13 protein-coding genes, 5 pseudogenes and 1 riboswitch are annotated in these 17,551 nt (G+C 63.8%); of the genes and pseudogenes, 13 read left to right on the top strand and 5 right to left on the bottom strand.

Features of this window, described 5'->3' with window-relative positions:
- The first annotated feature begins 29 nt into the window (after window positions 1–29).
- The 4 genes from NI18_RS08505 to NI18_RS08490 all read left to right on the top strand — a co-directional run bounded on the left by NI18_RS08505 (window position 30) and on the right by NI18_RS08490 (window position 2,987).
- Window positions 30–809 (top strand): TlpA disulfide reductase family protein, encoded by a 780-nt coding sequence (locus tag NI18_RS08505; protein WP_306286298.1) that lies wholly within the window; start codon window positions 30–32, stop codon window positions 807–809.
- Window positions 806–1,432 carry a DsbA family protein gene (locus NI18_RS08500; protein WP_037529343.1) on the top strand — a complete coding sequence of 209 codons (627 nt, stop codon included), beginning with the start codon at window positions 806–808 and terminating at the stop codon, window positions 1,430–1,432. Before NI18_RS08505 ends, NI18_RS08500 begins: the two co-directional genes overlap by 4 nt.
- 77 nt (window positions 1,433–1,509) lie before the next feature.
- Window positions 1,510–2,076: a DsbA family protein gene (locus NI18_RS08495; RefSeq protein ID WP_260171719.1), complete on the top strand. Its 567-nt coding sequence runs from the start codon at window positions 1,510–1,512 to the stop codon at window positions 2,074–2,076.
- 20 nt (window positions 2,077–2,096) lie between these two features.
- Window positions 2,097–2,987 (top strand): MBL fold metallo-hydrolase, encoded by an 891-nt coding sequence (locus NI18_RS08490; protein ID WP_037529336.1) that lies wholly within the window; start codon window positions 2,097–2,099, stop codon window positions 2,985–2,987.
- A 550-nt stretch (window positions 2,988–3,537) separates the two neighbouring features.
- Here the strand turns inward: NI18_RS08490 and NI18_RS08485 are convergent.
- Together NI18_RS08485 and NI18_RS08480 are read right to left on the bottom strand one after the other, a co-directional pair.
- Window positions 3,538–4,578 (bottom strand): annotated as a pseudogene (locus tag NI18_RS08485) (IS110 family transposase).
- Between the two features lie 357 nt (window positions 4,579–4,935).
- A pseudogene (locus NI18_RS08480) lies at window positions 4,936–5,199 on the bottom strand (voltage-gated chloride channel protein); the annotation flags it as partial.
- Window positions 5,200–5,261: 62 nt separating this feature from the next.
- Window positions 5,262–5,338: riboswitch (Fluoride riboswitch) on the bottom strand.
- Between the two features lie 164 nt (window positions 5,339–5,502).
- Here NI18_RS08480 and NI18_RS08475 point away from each other — a divergent pair.
- From NI18_RS08475 to NI18_RS08460, 5 genes and pseudogenes are all read left to right on the top strand, one after another.
- Window positions 5,503–5,868: a DUF305 domain-containing protein gene (locus NI18_RS08475; protein ID WP_229668351.1), complete on the top strand. Its 366-nt coding sequence runs from the start codon at window positions 5,503–5,505 to the stop codon at window positions 5,866–5,868.
- Between the two features lies 1 nt (window position 5,869).
- Window positions 5,870–7,309, top strand: a complete 1,440-nt coding sequence (locus NI18_RS08470) for a YncE family protein (protein ID WP_037529334.1) — start codon at window positions 5,870–5,872, stop codon at window positions 7,307–7,309.
- Window positions 7,269–7,469 (top strand): annotated as a pseudogene (locus tag NI18_RS27935) (sigma factor); the annotation flags it as partial. The gene NI18_RS08470 and the pseudogene NI18_RS27935, both read left to right, overlap by 41 nt.
- Window positions 7,399–7,818 carry a sigma factor-like helix-turn-helix DNA-binding protein gene (locus tag NI18_RS08465; RefSeq protein WP_347574827.1) on the top strand — a complete coding sequence of 140 codons (420 nt, stop codon included), beginning with the start codon at window positions 7,399–7,401 and terminating at the stop codon, window positions 7,816–7,818. The pseudogene NI18_RS27935 and the gene NI18_RS08465, both read left to right, overlap by 71 nt.
- Window positions 7,815–8,585: an anti-sigma factor gene (locus NI18_RS08460; RefSeq protein ID WP_037529333.1), complete on the top strand. Its 771-nt coding sequence runs from the start codon at window positions 7,815–7,817 to the stop codon at window positions 8,583–8,585. The genes NI18_RS08465 and NI18_RS08460 overlap by 4 nt, the downstream gene beginning before the upstream one ends.
- A gap of 51 nt (window positions 8,586–8,636) precedes the next feature.
- On the opposite strand, the gene NI18_RS08455 is transcribed toward NI18_RS08460, so the two are convergent.
- Together NI18_RS08455 and NI18_RS08450 are read right to left on the bottom strand one after the other, a co-directional pair.
- Entirely contained in the window at window positions 8,637–9,149 is a 513-nt protein-coding gene (locus NI18_RS08455; protein WP_052149081.1) for an MgtC/SapB family protein, read from the bottom strand.
- Window positions 9,146–10,213 (bottom strand): sulfite oxidase, encoded by a 1,068-nt coding sequence (locus tag NI18_RS08450; RefSeq protein WP_037529332.1) that lies wholly within the window; start codon window positions 10,211–10,213, stop codon window positions 9,146–9,148. The genes NI18_RS08455 and NI18_RS08450 overlap by 4 nt, the downstream gene beginning before the upstream one ends.
- 145 nt (window positions 10,214–10,358) lie before the next feature.
- Between NI18_RS08450 and NI18_RS08445 the strand changes: the two genes are divergently transcribed.
- The 4 genes and pseudogenes from NI18_RS08445 (at window position 10,359) to NI18_RS08430 (ending at window position 14,197) form a co-directional block, all read left to right on the top strand.
- Window positions 10,359–11,231, top strand: coding sequence for a LysR substrate-binding domain-containing protein (locus NI18_RS08445; RefSeq protein WP_037529415.1), 873 nt, complete (start codon window positions 10,359–10,361; stop codon window positions 11,229–11,231).
- A 64-nt stretch (window positions 11,232–11,295) separates the two neighbouring features.
- Window positions 11,296–12,378 (top strand): TDT family transporter, encoded by a 1,083-nt coding sequence (locus tag NI18_RS08440; protein WP_128082144.1) that lies wholly within the window; start codon window positions 11,296–11,298, stop codon window positions 12,376–12,378.
- Window positions 12,379–12,467: 89 nt separating this feature from the next.
- Window positions 12,468–13,702: pseudogene (locus NI18_RS08435) on the top strand (molybdopterin-dependent oxidoreductase).
- A gap of 12 nt (window positions 13,703–13,714) precedes the next feature.
- The gene (locus tag NI18_RS08430; protein WP_037529331.1) at window positions 13,715–14,197 is read left to right on the top strand and encodes a cytochrome c; all 483 of its coding nucleotides are present in this window, start codon (window positions 13,715–13,717) and stop codon (window positions 14,195–14,197) included.
- Between the two features lie 374 nt (window positions 14,198–14,571).
- On the opposite strand, the pseudogene NI18_RS08425 reads toward NI18_RS08430, so the two are convergent.
- A pseudogene (locus NI18_RS08425) lies at window positions 14,572–17,530 on the bottom strand (Tn3 family transposase).
- Between the last annotated feature and the right edge of the window lie 21 nt (window positions 17,531–17,551).

Genomic DNA, 17,551 nt, shown 5'->3' with positions numbered 1-17,551 from the left:
TGGGAAGCGCGATTGCCATCGGACCGCTCATGATGGCGGTTGAACGCGGACTGGCGGTGCTATGCATCGTCGTGTTCCTGGGGCTGACAACCTTGGCAGGGCGGTTCCGCTTCCCGCGGGTGTCCACGGTCGCCACCAGTGCCATCGTCGCTGGACTGGTGGCGGCGCGGATCGGCTATGTCGCGGCACATTGGGCGAGCTACGTCGAAGCGCCCCTATCCATTTCCGCCGTCTGGCAGGGCGGCTTCTCCGCCATCGCCGGCATCATTGGTGCTGCCGCGACGCTGGCCTTCCAGCTTGGCCGAACACGCGCCTTGGCGGCGGGCTGGGGGGCATTGGCGATAGCGGGTGGCCTGTGGTTTACGCTCCAGGCGCTTATCCCGCCCGTGAACTACGGTCCGTTCCCCTATTATCTAACGTTGACGACGCAGCCCGGAGTTCCGCTTCCGCTTGCACGCTTCCAGGGCCGCCCCTTCGTGATCAATCTATGGGCGACATGGTGCGGGCCGTGCCGGCGCGAGCTGCCGATGCTCGACGCCGCGGCAACGCGCAATCGGGATGTGCCGATCCTGCTCGCCGATCAGGGTGAGGCTCCAGCAATCGTCACCGGGTTTCTTACCCGTGAAGGCATCGGCGTGAGCAATGTCGCGCTCGATCCTGCCCGTGGGCTTTCCCAAGCCCTCGAAGTCGCTGGCTATCCCGCAACCGCCTTCGTCGCTGCGGACGGAACGATCGTGCAGCTTCAGCTTGGCGAGCTGTCACGCGCCGCCCTCGCTGATGGGATCGATATGGCAAGGAAACACCGATGAACCGACGCAACCTTCTCTGTCGCAGCTTTCTGGCGTTGCTCGCCGTCGCCGTGCCGGCAATGCCAGCAGTCGCGCAGCAACCCGATCTGTCGCGTAAGGCGGTCGTAGACGATCCCGTTGCTCCGAAGCGTGCCGGCCGAGCCTATGACGTCACCGTTGTCGAGTTCTTCGACTACAACTGCCCCTATTGCCGTCGCATGGAGCCGGTGCTGAACGCTCTGCTTCGCTCCGACCCGAAGGTGCGGATCGTGTATCGGGATTGGCCGATATTCGGACCCGCCTCCCGTGAGGCGTCCCGGGCGGCCGTCGCGAGCCAGTGGCAGGGCAAACATGCCGCCTTTCATGAGGCGCTGCTGACCTCGCCGGCCCGGCTCGATAGCGCCGGGGTTAAGGCCGCTGCCGCGAGAGCCAAGGTAGACTGGCCGCGTCTGCAACGCGATCTGAAGACCCGCGGTGCAGAAATCGATGCGCTCCTCGCTCGTACCAACGCCATCGCTCAAGCGATCGGGTTCAACGGAACACCGGCGCTGATCGTCGGCTTACAAGTGGTGGCCGGCGCGGTTGATCTGCCGACGCTACGCCGGCTTGTCGCAACGGCGCGCAGCAAGCCTCAGGCTCGCTGAACATGCCAGAGCCGCTCAATCGCAGGCAGGCAGTCGGGCTTGGGGCCGTCGTCGTGACTGGTTGGGCAGTCGGACAGATGCTGCGACGCACAGCGCCGATCGGTCGCGACGTTGGTCCGACCGCTGACCTGATTCTGGCGGGCAGCGGTTCGCCTGAATACGGCCCTGCCAATGCCACGCTGCGACTTGCCGTGTTCACCGATTATCGTTGCCCGGCCTGTCGTCACGCCTTCCCCGCACTGGAAGAGGCGGTGCGACGCGATCGCAAGGTTCGGGTCATCTACAAGGACTGGCCGATCTTCGGTCCGCCGTCCGAACGCGCCGCGAGCGTTGCGCTCGCCTGTGCCGAACAGGGCATCTACCCGGCCGTTCATCGCCAGCTGATGACCGACAGTCGTTTGATCGACGACGACATGCTGAGGGACATTGTCACCGGCGCTGGCGGGGACTGGCTGCGCGCGACGACCTGGCTTGCTTCGCATGCACAGGCTGTCGCAGCGCGTCTGCGCGCGAACGGCCAAGAGGCCTATTCGATCGGTTTGGCCGGCACCCCGGGCTTTCTTGCTGAACGCATGCTGGTGATGGGCGCGATCGAAGCAGGTGATTTCGAACGATTGTTCGCGCGGGCGCGGGCGGAAAGCTGACAGAGCGAGAGGACGAAAACATGATCGAGTATAAGCACGATGGCATGACCGTTGCGTCGCTCCATGACGAACGCACTGGTAGCTTCCAATATGTTGTCGTCGACGACACTACGAAAACGGCCGCGATCATCGATCCAGTCCTGGATTTTGACCCGCGCGCTGGTGCGACCGCGACCCGCAACGCCGATCTGATCCTCGACTATGTGCGTGAGAAGGGGCTGACGGTTGAATGGGTGCTCGACACCCACCCCCATGCCGATCACTTCTCAGCCGTTTCGTACCTCGCCGGCAAGACCGGTGGCAAAACCGCGATCGGCAACAAGATCGTGGAAGTGCAGAAGCTGTGGCGGGACATCTACTGCCTGCCCGATCTCGCCGTCGACGGCAGCCAGTGGGACCGGTTGTTTGCGGATGGCGAGCGTTTCCGGATCGGTACGCTAGACGCTCAAGTCATGCTGTCCCCGGGCCATACGCTCGCCTCGATCACTTATGTCGTCGGTGACGCCGCGTTCGTTCACGACACGCTTATGGTCCCCGATAGCGGCACAAGCCGGGCAGACTTCCCGGGTGGTGATGCTCATGCGTTGTGGCGCTCGATTCGCGCCATCCTCGATCTGCCACCCGAAACCGCAACCTATGTCGGGCATGACTATGGAAAGGATGGCCGGGACGTACTCGGTCACTCGACCGTCGCCGATCAGCGTCGCGACAACATCCATGTTCACGATGGCATCGACGAAGCCGAGTTCGTCGCAACCCGCGAGAAACGCGACGCATCGCTCCCACTACCCGACCTGATGCTCGCCGCGCTTCAGGTGAACATACGTGGCGGCCGGCTGCCAGATGCCGACGAATGTGGGACGGCGTTTCTCAAGGTGCCTCTGAACCGGTTTGGACCTGGTGCTTCATAGCTCAGTCCGCGCTAGGGCAGCTGCTGTTTCAAGTGTCAGAACCGAACGAGACTGTTGAAAAACTCGGCGAGCCGGCAGCGCAGCCACGTCGCGCGTAATATGATTGCTTACGGATAGCGGCTTTACACCAGGAGTTGCGATGGTTGACGCGATACGAGAAGAATATTGCTCGGACCAACGCCCCTTCCAAGCCGAAGCGACTTTTTCAACAGCCTCGAACGGTTATGACCCTCGGAGGGAGGGCGGCGGTATTCGACCATGCCGGGGTCACTGCATATGTGGACGGCTCCCTCTTGCAAGATATGAGCGGCGGTATTTTGATCGCTTGCGTTCATATGTACGGCCTTTGGGTGCGGCCACATATGGTCGCTGGCCAAGCTGGTATCCGCAGCACGGGTTCTTAACACGAAAACGGCCTTTGACGGCCAATGTAGTGACCAGAGTGTCCCGAGCCTTAGATCGATCGATCACACCAACTGCTGTTCTTGCAAGATTTCCTTTCAATTAGTACAGGATCGTCGATAGCTACCGACGCTGTACAATCGAATTTCTATACTGGTAATAGCTCTGGCGCGGTTGATCTACGCGAGTAGTTCTCCCCGCTGACCATAAGCTCCATGCAATTCTCGCCATTTTTATTGGCGAGGGCTACCGCTATTATCTTTGGCTTCTTCCGCTCGATCAAGCCAAGCAGCCAAGGCGTGGCGTGGCGCCCGTTTTTCTGGCGTACTTGCCGGATCACGGCAGTCGCACCGACGACGAGCGTACTTCTTAGCAGCTCATCGCCAGCGCGGGTTATACCTCCTGATCTTACCTTGCCTGCGGTCGAATGATCTCTCGGCGTCAGCCCGATCCAGGCGGCAAAGTCTCTCCCGGATTTGAATAGGCGGGGGATCCGGGGTTTTCATCATGAGCAAAGATGCGCCGATTGGGCCGATGCGGGGATATGCGCAAGGCGTTGGCTGCACTCGTTTTCACGATGCCATTCCATCAGCTTCTTCTCTACCCGTTCAATCTCGGCTTTCAGCTGCATGTACTCCCCGGCATGCAGCGCGAAGAGCTCGCGTGCCAAGCTGGGGACAGCGTCATTTTCGGCAATGCTGTCGAGCAACGGCTCGATCCGACACATGCCGGTCGCCGCGGTAATGCCGAATTCCGAGGCGTATCCCCGAATGGCGTTGGCAAGTTGGGTTCGTTTGCGGATCAACCGGGTCCGCATCCCCATCAGCATCAGAGCCGCCTGCTCCTCGGCAGTCTTCACCGGCACAAAGCGCATGGTCGGACGGCTTGCCGCCTCGCATAGCGCCTCGGCATCTGCGGCATCGTTTTTGCCGCGCTTGACGTATGGCTTCACCAGTTGTGGCGCGATCAACCTGACCTCATGTCCCAGCGAAGTCAGAAGCCGCGCCCAGTGATGCGAGCCAGCACAAGCCTCGATAGCTACCAATGTTGCGGGCAACTTCTCGAAAAACCGGATCATTTCCTTGCGCGCCAGCTTCCGGCGCAACACCGGCCTTTCCGCGGCATCGACACCGTGCACCTGGAAGACACTCTTTGACGTGTCCATCCCAACTCTGATAATCTTCTCCATGGGCGGCTCCTTCATATGAGGCTGGCAACGACCTCATCGTGGCACATTGCGATGCCGTTGGGAGCCGTCCACCCCAACACGAAAGTGCGCTTTGCGTACGCCAGGCCCGAACGAACAGCGAACGACACGGATCGGTGGTTAGGCGACAGGCAGATTTCGGGATGGTTGAAAGCTGTCTTTGAGCGGTGTCATAACCGTTCTAGGCTGTTGAAAAAGTTGCTTCGGCTCGGAAGAGGCGTCGGTCAGGGCAATATTCTTCTCGTATCATGCCTATCTTTGCAACTTCTTGTTAAAATTGGTCACCTCAACGCAGTCATATTACGCGCGAGGTCGTCGCACTGCCTGCTTGCCGAGTTTTTCGTGGATCTGCTCGACGATAAGATTGTTGCCACCTTCGACCGAGCGCCCTGTCAGATGGTAGAGCAGTCCGACCACGAACCCGCCGATCGGCAGCAGGTAGAGCAGCCAGGGAAAGGCGAAGCGAATCCGGGTTACGGCATCGAGGCTCCACAGGAAGGCTGCGCAGAGCGTTCCCACCGTTGCGGCCATCGGGACCAGGATCAAAGCCCACCGCAGCACCGACATGGCATGGGTGCGGCGATCGCGAATGAACGCTGCCATGTTGAACTGGTCGTAGAGATTGCGAAATGTCGCGCGCACGATTCCTCCTTGCTGCCTTACGGCGCCTGGTAGGAATCATCGGCCCTTGCGAGGGCGGTTCGGCCGAATGGCCCGGCGGAAATCCATCGCCGTGCCCGAGCATATGCTGTCCGACGGCGACCTGGTCAACCAACGGCAGGGTCACGATGAGACGATTGTTTTGCTGAGGATCAATAATTGGCTCACCCATGGAATAAACCCCGACGGGCGTCGTCTACCCTTTCGAGACTGATCCGCAGGAGGCTTATGCGTAGACGAAATTGGATGCTGGGTCTGACTGCTTCGGCCATGCTCACCGGCGCAGTCGCGGCCGCCCCCGCCGATGGCTACGCCAGCATGGTATCTGCCGCGATGGACCGGATGATGGCGGGCATGATGGTCAAGCCGTCCGGCGACGTCGACCGCGATTTCGTCGCGATGATGCTTCCGCATCACCAGGGCGCCATTGATATGGCGGTGGCAGAGCTGCGCTACGGCCATAACGAGCAGCTCAAGCGCATCGCGCAGGAGATCATCATCGATCAGCAGCAGGAGATCGCCGCCATGAAGTTGGCGATCGGTCAGCCGCTACCCCCTTCGACGCCAGCCCCGACGCAGGGCGGCGACCACCACAGCCATATGGAGCACTGACATGATCCGGACCTTCCTGCTCTCGGCCGCCTTGCTGATGAGCGCCGCACCGGGCATTGCCATGGCTCAGCAGGCGCCGTGGAACGCCAAGGACGTGCCTGTCAGCCACCGCGACCGCGTCTATGCATCCGAACAATTCTCCAACACGGTGTCGGTAACGGACCCGGCCGACAACAGGTTGCTCGGCGTCATCAAGCTCGGCGATCCGCAGCCGATGAATTTTTCCCCGCTCTACAAGGGGCAGGTGCTGGTTCACGGCCTCGGCTTCTCGCCGGACGGGAAAACACTGGCGGTCGTGTCGATCGGATCCAACGCCGTGTCGTGGATCGACACCGCCACCAACACCGTCAAGCACACGACCTATGTCGGGCGCAGTCCGCATGAGGCGTTCTTCACGCCGGACGGCAAGGAGGTGTGGGTCACGGTACGCGGCGAGGATTACATCGCCGTGCTCGACCCCACGACGTACAAGGAGACCGGTCGCATCAAGACGCCCGGTGGTCCGGGCATGACGATCTTCTCTCCCGATGGCCGATACGGCTATGTCTGTTCCTCATTCAATCCGGTGCTGGCCGTGTTCGATGTCTCGACCCACGCGCAGGTCGGACAGGTGGCGCAGCCGAGTCCGTTCTGTCCCAACATCGCCGCGACGCCGGACGGCAAGCAGGTTTGGTTCACGCTGAAGGACATCGGCAAGACGGTCGCATTCGATGCCAAGCCGCCTTTCGCGATCCTCAAGGTGCTGGATACCGGACCGATCACCAATCACGTCAACTTCACCCGCACGGTCAAGGGACAGTTCGCCTATGTCACGGTGGGCGGGGAAAACGCGGTGAAGGTGTTCCGCACGTCCGACTTCGCGCTTGTCGCCACCATCCCGGTCGGCAAGATGCCGCACGGCGTCTGGCCATCGGGCGACGGCCGGCGCATCTATGTCGGGCTGGAGAATGCCGATGAACTTGCCGCGATCGACACCGCCGGCAACAAGGTCGTTGCCACCGTGCCGGTCGGACAGGCACCGCAGGCGATCGCCTATGTGCCGAACGCTGTTCCGACAGGCCCCGGCACCGACAATCTCCAACCGCTCGGTACGGCAGGCAAGGCGGTGCATCTGAACATGGGGCCGATTGGCGGCAATGGTGCGGCAAGCAGCATTACCCTCTTCGACCAGGGCATCATTCAGGTCGTGCAGAGTGCCGTTACCGGTTTGCAGCCCAAGAAGCCTTACATGCTCGTGCTCACCGCCAACGCGGACGGCAGCGGTGCGGTAGAGCCGCTTGCGAACTTCATGAGCAATCCGGCAGGTGCGGCGATCGTCAACGCATCGGGTCCGATCCGGCAGATCGTTCAGGGCAGTGCAGCGGCCCCCCGGCGCTTTCTGGCGGTCGCCGAGGTAGTGAATGGCGCACCGGGCCGCATCGTGCAGGTGCAGCGCGACTGAGATGGACCCGCTTGCCGCCGCGATCGAGCCCCTGGTCCCCGGTCTGCGCCGTTATGCCCGGTCGTGGTTGCGCGATCAGGCGATGGCGGATGACCTGGTGCAGGATTGCCTTGAGCGCGCGGTCGGGCGCTGGCGGCAACGACGCGGGACGGAGGTTCGCCCCTGGGTCTATGCAATCCTGCATAATCTGTTGGTCGATCATAAGCGGCAGCATGTCCGGCGAGGTACGGCGGTTCCGCTCCACCTCGTGGACGACGTTGCGCTCGGTCGCCCGGCCGATCAGGACGCAGGCCTGCACCACCGAGACCTGTTGCGCGCACTTGATGCGTTGCCCGAGGAGCAGCGGACGGTGCTGCTCCTCATTTCGTCGAGGTCTGTCATATGGGGAAGTCGCTGCCGTCGTCGGTGTGCCGCTGGGAACGGTGATGTCGCGCATATCGCGGGGGCGCGACCGTCTGGCGACGCTCCTCCGGGAGGGTGAACGGCCACGATTAAGGAGTATTCGATGACCAGCCCGATCGGAGAGGACGATCTGGCCGCGTGGATCGATGGCAGGCTGTCGCCCGAGCGGCAGCGTCTGGTCGACGCTTACCTTGAAGGCCAGCCGGACGTGCATGCCCGTTTGCGGGAGCAGGCGGAGCAGGCGCGAGCCCTTGCATCGCTTTTCGCTCCAATCGCGGATGAACCTATCCCGGCGACGATGCGCGTCGCAGCCATCAGGGGACGGCAACGCCAACCGCGTTGGCAACTCGCCATCGCCGCGTCGCTTCTGCTGGCGGTCGGGTTTGGCGGGGGCTGGTCGAGTGCGCGTTGGAGCGGCGAACCCCGCGCGGGCATCGCGGCGCTGGCCAACGAGGCGAGTGACAATTTCCGTGTCTATGCCGCCGACCGGATACGACCGGCGGAAATCGGCCCCGACCAGCGCGCCATGCTGATCCGGTGGACCTCCGCCCGATTGGGTGAGCGCGTGACCATCCCGGACCTCAGCACAGCCGGTTACCGCTATGGCGGGGGGCGATTGGTCGCGACGCCCCACGGCCCTGCGGTTCTTCTCCTCTACGATGGACCGCAAGCGTCAAAGCTCGCGGTGCTGACGAGGCCTATGCAAATCGACAAGAGCGCAAGCATGACCAGCACGTCCAGCGGGACCATGGGCCGGGTCACATGGGCTGTCGACGGGATCGGCTATAGTGTAGTGGGCGAGCGACCCGCTGCCGAGCTGCATCCGATCGCCGATGAGGTCCGGCGCCAGGCCGATGCGGGGCTTGTCTCCTGATAGCGCCTGGCCGCTTCTTAGCGCCGACAGGCACTGGGCGGACCAGCGGGATCACGGCTTGCGCTCGGCATCCTTCCGGTCGGCCTCTGCCGGAGTCAGCCTGGCCCGCTCGCGAATGCGACGTTCGAGCGGAGCGCCCGCGAACAGTACGAGCATCGCAAGGCTCAACCCGCCGATGATGAGCGGCCACACCGCCAACCCTGCTGCCGCGCCGATCGTGGCCGTGACCCAGATGCACGCGGCGGTCGCCAATCCATGCACTTCCTGACCCTGGCCGACCCGCAGCACCGCGCCGGCACCGATGAAGCCGACGCCGGACAGAATGCCCTGCATCGCCCGTCCTGCGGCATCGGCGTTTACGTTCGGCAAGCCACTGTGCACGATCGCCTGCACGGCGATGCAGCTCGCCAGACCGACCAGACCCAGCGTTCGCAATCCCATGATCTGCCGGTTCTCGCGCGAGCGTTCCCAGCCGAGCACCATCCCAGCCGCGGTCGCCACCACCAGCCGCCCGATCGCATCGATCCAGAAGCCGAGGTCCGATGCCGCTGATGCTTCGATCATTCGACCAGCACGTGCACATGATGCCAGGCGGTGCACAGATAGCCGGCGAAGTTCCACACCGTATCCGGCCGCTCGGGCTGACCCTGTCCAGTCTCGTCGAAGGCGCGCACGACAAGGTGCTGGCGCCCCTTGGCGAGCGTGGCGTCGAGGGTCCAGCGCCGCCAACCCCAGTGCGCCTCCGGATCATCGGTGAACGTCGCCTGTTGCCAGTCGCGACCACCGTTTACCGACACTTCGACCCGAGAGACGCGGCGATCATAGGCGATGGCATAGCCCTCGATCCGCACCTCCCCGGCCGGCAGGCTTTCGCCAGAGCCGGGCACGCAGATCGCGGCGTTGAGCGGCATGGCATTGATGGTCAGACCCTGGCTCCAGTCGACGGTGTCGCTCGTCACATCGGCAGGAAAGAGCTTGTAGTCGTGCGCCTGGATCGGTGCGTCGGATGGCGTCTCGCGCACCTCGATCCGTGTCAGCCATTTGGCGCTCCGCACCCCGGCATAGCCCGGCACCACCATGCGGAGCGGTGCGCCGTGTTCGGGCGTCAGCGGCTCGCCGTTCATCGCCCAGGCAATAAGGACGTCGGGTTGCCGCGCCTTGTCCATGGCGATCGAGACCCCGAACAATGCTTCCTCGCCTTCGACGTCCACCTCGTCCGCGCCGGTGAACGCCACGAACAGGTCGGACGCATTCGGCGCACCGACGGCATCCAGTACGTCGGACAGTCGTACGCCGGTCCATTCCGCATTGCCGATCGCGCCCACGTCCCAGGGGTCGCCGGACGTTTTAGCGACCTGCTGGAGATCCGTGCGCCGGTTGCCGGCGCACTGGAGAACTGCCGTCACCGTCCGCGTGGCCAACGCGCTTTTCAGTTCCTCCACCGAGAAGGAGCGGCTCGCCATGCCCGTCCCGCTCACTTCGATCCGGTGATCGGCAGGCAGATCGGGCACTGCACCATGGCTGCGCACGTAGAACAGCGCCTGCGGCGTCAGGAACCGCTCGATCAGCGCGCCGGGCGTCGGCTCGGCGTTGTAGGGATCGGATTTGCGCTCGATCATATCAGTCATGGACGAACCAACGCCGCAAGCGCGCGGATCGCTTCAAGCCTTCAAGACTATCGCAGACGAAGGATTACCAATCGTTCCGATATCCAGATGGAACAAACAGATCAAACGGTTGGTCGTATCGATCAGTTTCCGCGATACAAGCTGCATGACCCTGGAGCAGCTCAGAATCTTCGTCGGTGTCGCCGAGCGCGAACACGTCACCAAGGCAGCAGAGGTGCTGAACGTCACGCAGTCCGCTGCCTCCGGCGCGGTCGCGGCCCTCGAAGCGCGCTACGGGGTTCCTCTGTTTCACCGCGTCGGGCGTGGCATCCAGCTGACCGAAGCGGGCCGCGGCTTTCTGGAGGAAGCGCGCGCGGTGCTGGGGCGGGCAGCGCATGCCGAGACGATGCTGGCGGACTATGCCGGGCTTGCCCGTGGTTCGTTGCGGATCGTCGCCAGCCAGACGATCGCAAGCTACTGGTTGCCCGCAAGGCTTGCCGCCTTCCACGAGCGCCACCCGCAGATCGCGGTCGAGCTGGCGATCGACAACACCGAAGGCGCGGCAGCGCAGGTCCTTAGCGGAGCGGCGGAACTCGGTTTCGTTGAAGGCGAAGTGGACGAACCAGCGCTGGCGCATTGGGAAGTCGGACGCGATCCGATGGTGCTGGTCGGACGCAGGGACGCCGAGCGTGTCGACGAGGACTGGCTTCGCGCTGCACGCTGGATCGTCCGCGAGCAGGGTTCGGGCACGCGCTCGACCTTCGAGGACGTGCTGCGAACGCGCGGGTTTGATCCGGCCCAGCTGACGGTAGCGATGACGCTGCCGTCCAACGAGGCGGTGCGTACCGCGGTCGAGGCCGGTGCCGGCGCCGCTGTGTTGTCGCGATTGGTCGTCGCACGCGCGCTCAAGGCCGGCGATCTGGTCGAGCTGGCGCTTGAGTTACCCGATCGCGCCTTCCACGCGCTGCGCCACAAGGAACGCTATCGCACCCGCGCGGCCGACGCGCTGACGGACCTCATCAAGGAGCAGGTCGCATGACTGCCGACGCACCTTCGGCCCTGACCGGCCTCAAGCCGCTAAGCAGCTCGATCACCCGCGCGAGATGATCCGCCAGTTCACACCCAACTGGTTTGCCGCGACCATGGGCACCGGCATCCTCGCTCTCGCGCTGCCGCAGGTGCCCGGCATCGGCCCCGCGCTCAAACCGATTGGCGAGGTGTTGTGGTTCTTCAACATCGCGCTCTTCATCCTGTTCGCCGGTCTCTATGGCGCGCGCTGGGCGATGTTCGGGCATGAGGCACGGCGCATCTTCGGCCACAACACCGTGTCGATGTTCATCGGGACCATCCCGATGGGCCTGGCGACGATCATCAACGGATGTCTCGCCTTCGGGATCGCGCGATTCGGTAACGGCATCGTGCCGGTCGCACACGTCCTGTGGTGGATCGACGTCGCCATGTCGCTCGCCTGCGGCGTGTTGATCCCCTACCTGATGTTTACCCGCCACGAGCACAGCCTGGACGGCATGACCGCGGTATGGCTGCTGCCGGTCGTCGCAGCGGAAGTGGCGGGTGCCAGCGGCGGGCTACTCGCTCCGCATCTGACCGATCCCCACGCGCAGATCGTGACGCTCGCGACCTCGTATGTGCTGTGGGCCTATTCGGTGCCGGTCGCGTTTGGCATCCTCGCTATTCTGATCCTGCGCATGGCGCTCCACAAGCTCCCGCACGAGAGCATGGCGGCATCCTCCTGGCTCGCGCTGGGGCCGATCGGCACCGGGGCGCTGGGTATGCTGGTGCTTGGGGCGGATGCGCCGGCGATCCTCGCGGCGCACGGGCTGGTCGGTGTCGGTACCGTCGCGCAAGGGATCGGCGTCGTCGCCGGGCTCTGCCTGTGGGGTTTCGGCCTGTGGTGGCTGGCGCTCGCGACGCTCATCACCATCCGCTACTGGCGCGCCGGCGTCCCATTCAACCTTGGCTGGTGGGGCTATACCTTCCCGCTCGGCGTCTACACCGTCGCCACCTTCCGCCTCGGTACGACGCTGAACCTCGGCTTCTTCGGTATCGTCGGCACGGTGCTGACGATCGCGCTCGCGGCGATGTGGCTGCTGGTCGGTGCCAAGACGCTCGCCGGAGCATGGCGCGGCAACCTGTTCGTCTCGCCCTGCATCGCTACCCCGAACTGATCCACCCTGATGATCGGATCAGTCGGTCCGATCACTTGCAGAACGCCCCTTCGATCCGCCAGCGTGGCTGGCCACAGGAGAGCCTTGTCATGGACAATTTTGACGCCGCGCTGGCGAGTGAAACCAGCCGTCGCCGCTTTCTCAGGCGTACGGCGCTCGGCACCGCCGGCCTTGCCGCAGCACCTGCGCTGGCGCAGCAGCTCGTCGACCTGAAGCTGCCTGGCGGCAATGCCGAGCGGCCGATGACCAGCGCCTTTCCTGGCAAGGGCAGCATGATCCTCCAACGCATCCATCCTCCGCTGTTGGAGACGCCGATGGACGTGTTCGACAAGTCGGTGTTCACGCCCAACGACCAGTTCTTCGTCCGCTGGCACTGGGCCGACATCCCGACCTCGATCGACGTCGAGAGCTTTCGCCTCAAGGTCTTCGGCCACGTCAACAGACCGCTGTCGATCAGCCTTGCCCAACTGCTGCGCCTGCCGCGCGCGAGATGGCAGCGGTCAATCAGTGCTCGGGCAACAGCCGTGGGTTGTTCCAGCCGCGTGTCGCCGGCGCGCAATGGGGCAACGGCGCGATGGGCAATGCCAAATGGCTCGGCGTGCGCCTGCGCGACGTGCTGGACCTCGCGGGGGTCAAGGCAGGCGCGGTACAGGTGCGCTTCGGCGCGCTCGATCAGCCGGTTGTGACGGGCGCCCCTGACTTCGAGAAGGCGCTCGACATCGACCATGCCCGCGACGGCGAAGTGATGATCGCCTTCGGCATGAACGGCGAGCAGCTGCCGCTCCTCAACGGCTTTCCCTGCCGGCTGATCGTCCCGGGCTGGTATTCGACCTACTGGGTCAAGATGCTGAACGCGATCGAGGTACTGCCCGGCCCTGACGACCAGTATTGGATGGCCAAGGCCTACAAGATACCGGCTACACCCGGCGCGAATGTCGCGCCCGGTGCCAAGGACTTCCCGACCGTGCCGATCAATCGCATGATCCCGCGCAGCTGGATGACCAGCCTGCCGGATGGCCAGGCGATCGCCTATGAAGCGTCCATCCCGGTTGGCGGGATCGCGATGGGCGGCGACTGCGGCGTCGCCAAGGTCGATGTCTCATCCGATGGTGGCCGCACTTGGTACAGGACGACGCTCGGAGCGGACGAGGGCAAGTATAGCTTCCGGCGCTGGGCTGGTCGCGTGCCGCTTAGGCGCGGTCCCAACCCCATCATGGTGCGCTGCTGGAACGCCAACGGTGTCGCCCAGCCGATGAAGCCGATCTGGAACCCCGGCGGGTTCATGCGCGGCAACATCGAAACCACCACCATCATTGCGGCCTGAGGAGCGAGTAGCATGAAGACCCCGTCTCCCGGCATCATGGCCGCTGGCCTGATCGGCCTGACCGGTATCATCCTCATCTCGATAGGTGCGCCGAGCAGCCGCAAGGCGTCTGCCCCGATCTCCGAGACGTCCGAGCCGGCGCCCCCCGTCAGCGTGTCGGCCCGCGGCTTCTCGCTTACCTCGACCAGCGTCGACCTGCCGGTCGACGACGCGAGCTATCCCGATGGTCCGCACGCCGACGTCATCAACGCCAACTGCACCTCATGCCACTCGGCCAGTATGGCGCTGACCCAGCCTGCGCTATCGGCGGCTCAGTGGAAGGCGACCGTCACCAAGATGCGCGAGGTGTATAAGGCGCCGGTGGCCGAGAAGGACGTCGACGCAATCGTCGCCTATCTCACCGCCATGCCGCATCAGAAGGCGGCACCCGCAACCGGCAAGGCGCAGGACCCCGACCCCAAGGTGGCTCCCGATGTTTCAGGTGGAACCGGCTAACCGAGCCACTTCCATAATCCCAAAATACCATCTCAATCGGGAAAGTCGCTGGTGTCATAACCGGACGAGACTGTTGAAAAACTCGGCGAGCCGGCAGCGCAGCCACGTCGCGCGTAATATGATTGCTTACGGATAGCGGCTTTACACCAGGAGTTGCGATGGTTGACGCGATACGAGAAGAATATTGCTCGGACCAACGCCCCTTCCAAGCCGAAGCGACTTTTTCAACAGCCTCGGACGGTTGTGAAGCTGCCGCAGGCCCACGTATTCTTGCGCGGCGCGAAGTGTCAGAACCGTGGTTCGAAATGTCCGCTTTCGAGAACGGTCAATTTACTCGCTATCACCGACTTGGGCGTATCAGGTCATACAAAGGGCTAAGCTGCCAAGAGCGAGGGCGAGATGCGTAGCGGCCTGAGCTGATCCGGTGCCGGCCTATCGTCCCGCTCCCAGCTATAGTCGCCGGTGAGCGCGATATGCTCCCAGCCCAGCGGTGCGATATGGCGGGCAATATCGTCCGGCGCTCCCATGTCGGCCAGTGACCGTTCGAGATAGCGTGTGTTCCACAGGATGATCGCGGCGACCAGCAAGTTGAGGCCGGAGGCGCGGTAAGACTGATTTTCGAACTGGCGGTCGCGCAGCTCGCCGAGCTGGTTGAAGAACAATGCGCGGGCAAGCGCGTTGCGCGCCTCCCCCTTGTTCAGCCCCGCCTGGGTGCGCCTGCGCAGATCAATGTCCTGCAACCAGTCGAGCATGAAGATCGAGCGTTCGAGCCGTCCGAGCTCGCGCAGCGCTAATGCCAGACCGTTCTGGCGCGGATAGGCGGACAGCTTGCGCAGCATAGCCGACGCGGTGACGGTTCCGGTTCGGATCGAGGTGGCGAGCCGCAGCAGTTCGTCCCAATGCGCGGCTAAGTGGTCGTGCGCGATCGGATCGCCAACCATGCCGGCAAGCAACGGCCCCGCTTCCTGCCCGGGCAGGAGGTGCAGGCGGCGCTCCTTGATATCACGCAAGCGTGGCGCGAAGCGGTAGCCGAAGAACGGCATCAGCCCGAACACATGGTCGGACGCGCCGCCCGTATCGGTATAATGCTCTTCGATCGACAACCCGGTCTGGTGATACAGCAAACCGTCGAGGACATAGGGAGCCTCGCCCGCGGTCGCGGCGATCACGCGCGAGCCGAACGGGTCATACTGGTCCGAGATATGAGTGTAGAACGACACACCGGGTTCGTTGCCGTTGCGCGCGTTGATATCGCTGATCGCAGCGCCCCGCCCGCCGGCATGGAATTGCTGTCCGTCGCTCGACGAGCTGATGCCGCTGCCCCATAATCCGGCAAGCGGCATCGCGCGATGCGCCTCGATCAGTCGTCCGAGCGCCTCGCCATAGGCGGCTTCGCTGATGTGCCAGTCATGCAGATGCGCGAGTTGGCGCAGACTGGCACCACGGCAACTGTCCGCCATGCGGGTCAGGCCGAGATTGATGCCATCGGCAAGGATCACGGTCAGCAACGCATTACGGTCGTCGGCCGGACGGCCTGATCGCCGGTGGGTAAAACAGTCGCCGAAGCCGGTCCACGTATCCACATCGAGCAGGATATCCGTGATTTTCACGCGGGGGAGACGGTCATAGGCGGTGCGGCGGGCGACCTCTGCGGCGGGCGGTGTGATCGCCTTCAAAGGGGAGATCATCAGCCCGTTTTCGTCGAGCCGGACCTGCGGCAGTTCGCCCTGCCGGGCCAGCACCGTTACCCGTTCGATCGCGCGGTTCAGGCGTTCACGGCGATCCTCGATATGAGATACGAACCCGGTCGCGATCGCGAGCGGAAGTGGCCCCTTCTCGCGCAACGCTGCGAAGGTAGCGGGCGGAATGAGATAGCTGTCGAAATCCCGAAACTGTCGGCTACCTGCCACCCAGATATCGCCGGCCCGCAGCCGATCGCGAAGCTGAGACAGTGCGCAGAGTTCATAGGCCGCGCGATCAACGACACCGTTACGGATTACGAATGGACGCCAGCCCGCCGGCACGAAGCGCAGCGGCACCTTGTCAGGCAGGCGTCGTTTTCCAGTATGGTAGAGATCAGCGATGATGGCGAGCGCGTCGAGAATTCCCTGCACCGGCCCGGCACCGCGAAACTCGAACGCCCGCAGGAACTGCCCGGCGAACAACTTCACCGTGCGATGCCGCTCAATAAGTTCGGCCGTGCGGTCGATCGTCTCGGGGCGGACCAGGACTTCCGCCTGATCGACGGCGGAGCCGAACCGTTCCCAGTCGAACGGGCCGAGACGCGCGAGGGAGTCGATACCCTTGGCGTGTGCGTCGATGAGCACGCGGCAACTGTTGGTCAGGGTGCGCAGATGCCCCTGCATCTCGCGCACCGTCCTGATTGCCTTGTCGCGCGTTCGGTTTTCCGCCCGGCGTACCATGCTGCCGAGAAGCTTATCGAACATGGTGAGCGTCGCGTCGGTGAGGCTTTCCTCAAGGCGGATTGTTGCGGCCGCCAGTGTCGCATGGCGGCGTAGCGGGGTCAGTTCGCCGAGGTGCTGCGGCGTGATCCGTACCGCCTCGTCGGCAAGCCGGTCGAATGTCGCTGATGGGATCATGGCGGCGCGCGCAAGGTCGAGGCCGAGGTTGCGGACATGATCGAGCCGTTCCAGCAGCCGCAGGATGTTGCGCGGTGCCGGTGATTGCGGCGCATTGCGCAGCCAGGCCAGCCATGTCGTTCCCTGATCCGACCGCCGGGTCAGCAAGGCATCGAGCATCGTGAGCTTGTCAGGCTCAATGCCGCTGGTCAGGATTTCATGGGTGAGTTGTTCGGCCTGCTGGCGCGCGTGCCTGACGATTGCCTCGATGACAGCCGGGGGGCGGCAGTAGTACCCGTCGCCGACGCAACTCGTCGATCACGGTGCCGGCAAGCAAGAGAGGCTGCGCGACGGTCTGCGCGACCGGCATCGCGAACGCCACGATCTCGCGAAAGTGGTTACGGTCGAAAGCGGTATAGCCGAACCGCTGCATGAGATCGGCGAGATGCCCGCGGCGGGTTTCATCGCGACGGGCGTAATCGTCGAACGCCTTTGCCGGCGCGTCGACCTGATCGCCGACAAAGGCGAGGATGGCACTCGGCGGTTTCTCACCGGCTTCCAGCACGCGGCCCGGCCAACGCATGTAAAGCAGCAGCAGCGCGAACCCGAGGCGGCTTGGCGCTCCACGTCGTTCGCTGACAAGATCGAGATCCTCACGGCTGAGGGTAAAGTGACGGGCGATCTCCCGTTCGTCGGTTGGAGGATCGTAATGTGAGCCGAGCGCTTCGCGTGTCAGCAACTGCCGTCTTGCCATGCGTCACGACCTTTCCCGCAC

It is taken from the genome of Sphingomonas sp. Ant20 (assembly GCF_000783375.1).
GTDB classification, from domain to species: Bacteria; Pseudomonadota; Alphaproteobacteria; order Sphingomonadales; family Sphingomonadaceae; genus Sphingomonas; species Sphingomonas aerolata.
Note: the sequence above shows the minus strand (reverse complement) of the source record. Positions and strands in the feature narration are given on the sequence as shown.

What these genes read in the sequence shown, in the direction of transcription:
- NI18_RS08505 (WP_306286298.1), top strand. Translation starts at nt 30, where the DNA reads ATGATGGCGGTTGAACGCGGACTGGCGGTGCTATGCATCGTCGTGTTC.
- NI18_RS08500 (WP_037529343.1), top strand. Translation starts at nt 806, where the DNA reads ATGAACCGACGCAACCTTCTCTGTCGCAGCTTTCTGGCGTTGCTCGCC.
- NI18_RS08495 (WP_260171719.1), top strand. Translation starts at nt 1,510, where the DNA reads ATGCTGCGACGCACAGCGCCGATCGGTCGCGACGTTGGTCCGACCGCT.
- NI18_RS08490 (WP_037529336.1), top strand. Translation starts at nt 2,097, where the DNA reads ATGATCGAGTATAAGCACGATGGCATGACCGTTGCGTCGCTCCATGAC.
- NI18_RS08475 (WP_229668351.1), top strand. Translation starts at nt 5,503, where the DNA reads ATGCTGGGTCTGACTGCTTCGGCCATGCTCACCGGCGCAGTCGCGGCC.
- NI18_RS08470 (WP_037529334.1), top strand. Translation starts at nt 5,870, where the DNA reads ATGATCCGGACCTTCCTGCTCTCGGCCGCCTTGCTGATGAGCGCCGCA.
- NI18_RS08465 (WP_347574827.1), top strand. Translation starts at nt 7,399, where the DNA reads ATGACCTGGTGCAGGATTGCCTTGAGCGCGCGGTCGGGCGCTGGCGGC.
- NI18_RS08460 (WP_037529333.1), top strand. Translation starts at nt 7,815, where the DNA reads ATGACCAGCCCGATCGGAGAGGACGATCTGGCCGCGTGGATCGATGGC.
- NI18_RS08455 (WP_052149081.1), bottom strand. Translation starts at nt 9,149, where the DNA reads ATGATCGAAGCATCAGCGGCATCGGACCTCGGCTTCTGGATCGATGCG.
- NI18_RS08450 (WP_037529332.1), bottom strand. Translation starts at nt 10,213, where the DNA reads ATGACTGATATGATCGAGCGCAAATCCGATCCCTACAACGCCGAGCCG.
- NI18_RS08445 (WP_037529415.1), top strand. Translation starts at nt 10,359, where the DNA reads ATGACCCTGGAGCAGCTCAGAATCTTCGTCGGTGTCGCCGAGCGCGAA.
- NI18_RS08440 (WP_128082144.1), top strand. Translation starts at nt 11,296, where the DNA reads ATGATCCGCCAGTTCACACCCAACTGGTTTGCCGCGACCATGGGCACC.
- NI18_RS08430 (WP_037529331.1), top strand. Translation starts at nt 13,715, where the DNA reads ATGAAGACCCCGTCTCCCGGCATCATGGCCGCTGGCCTGATCGGCCTG.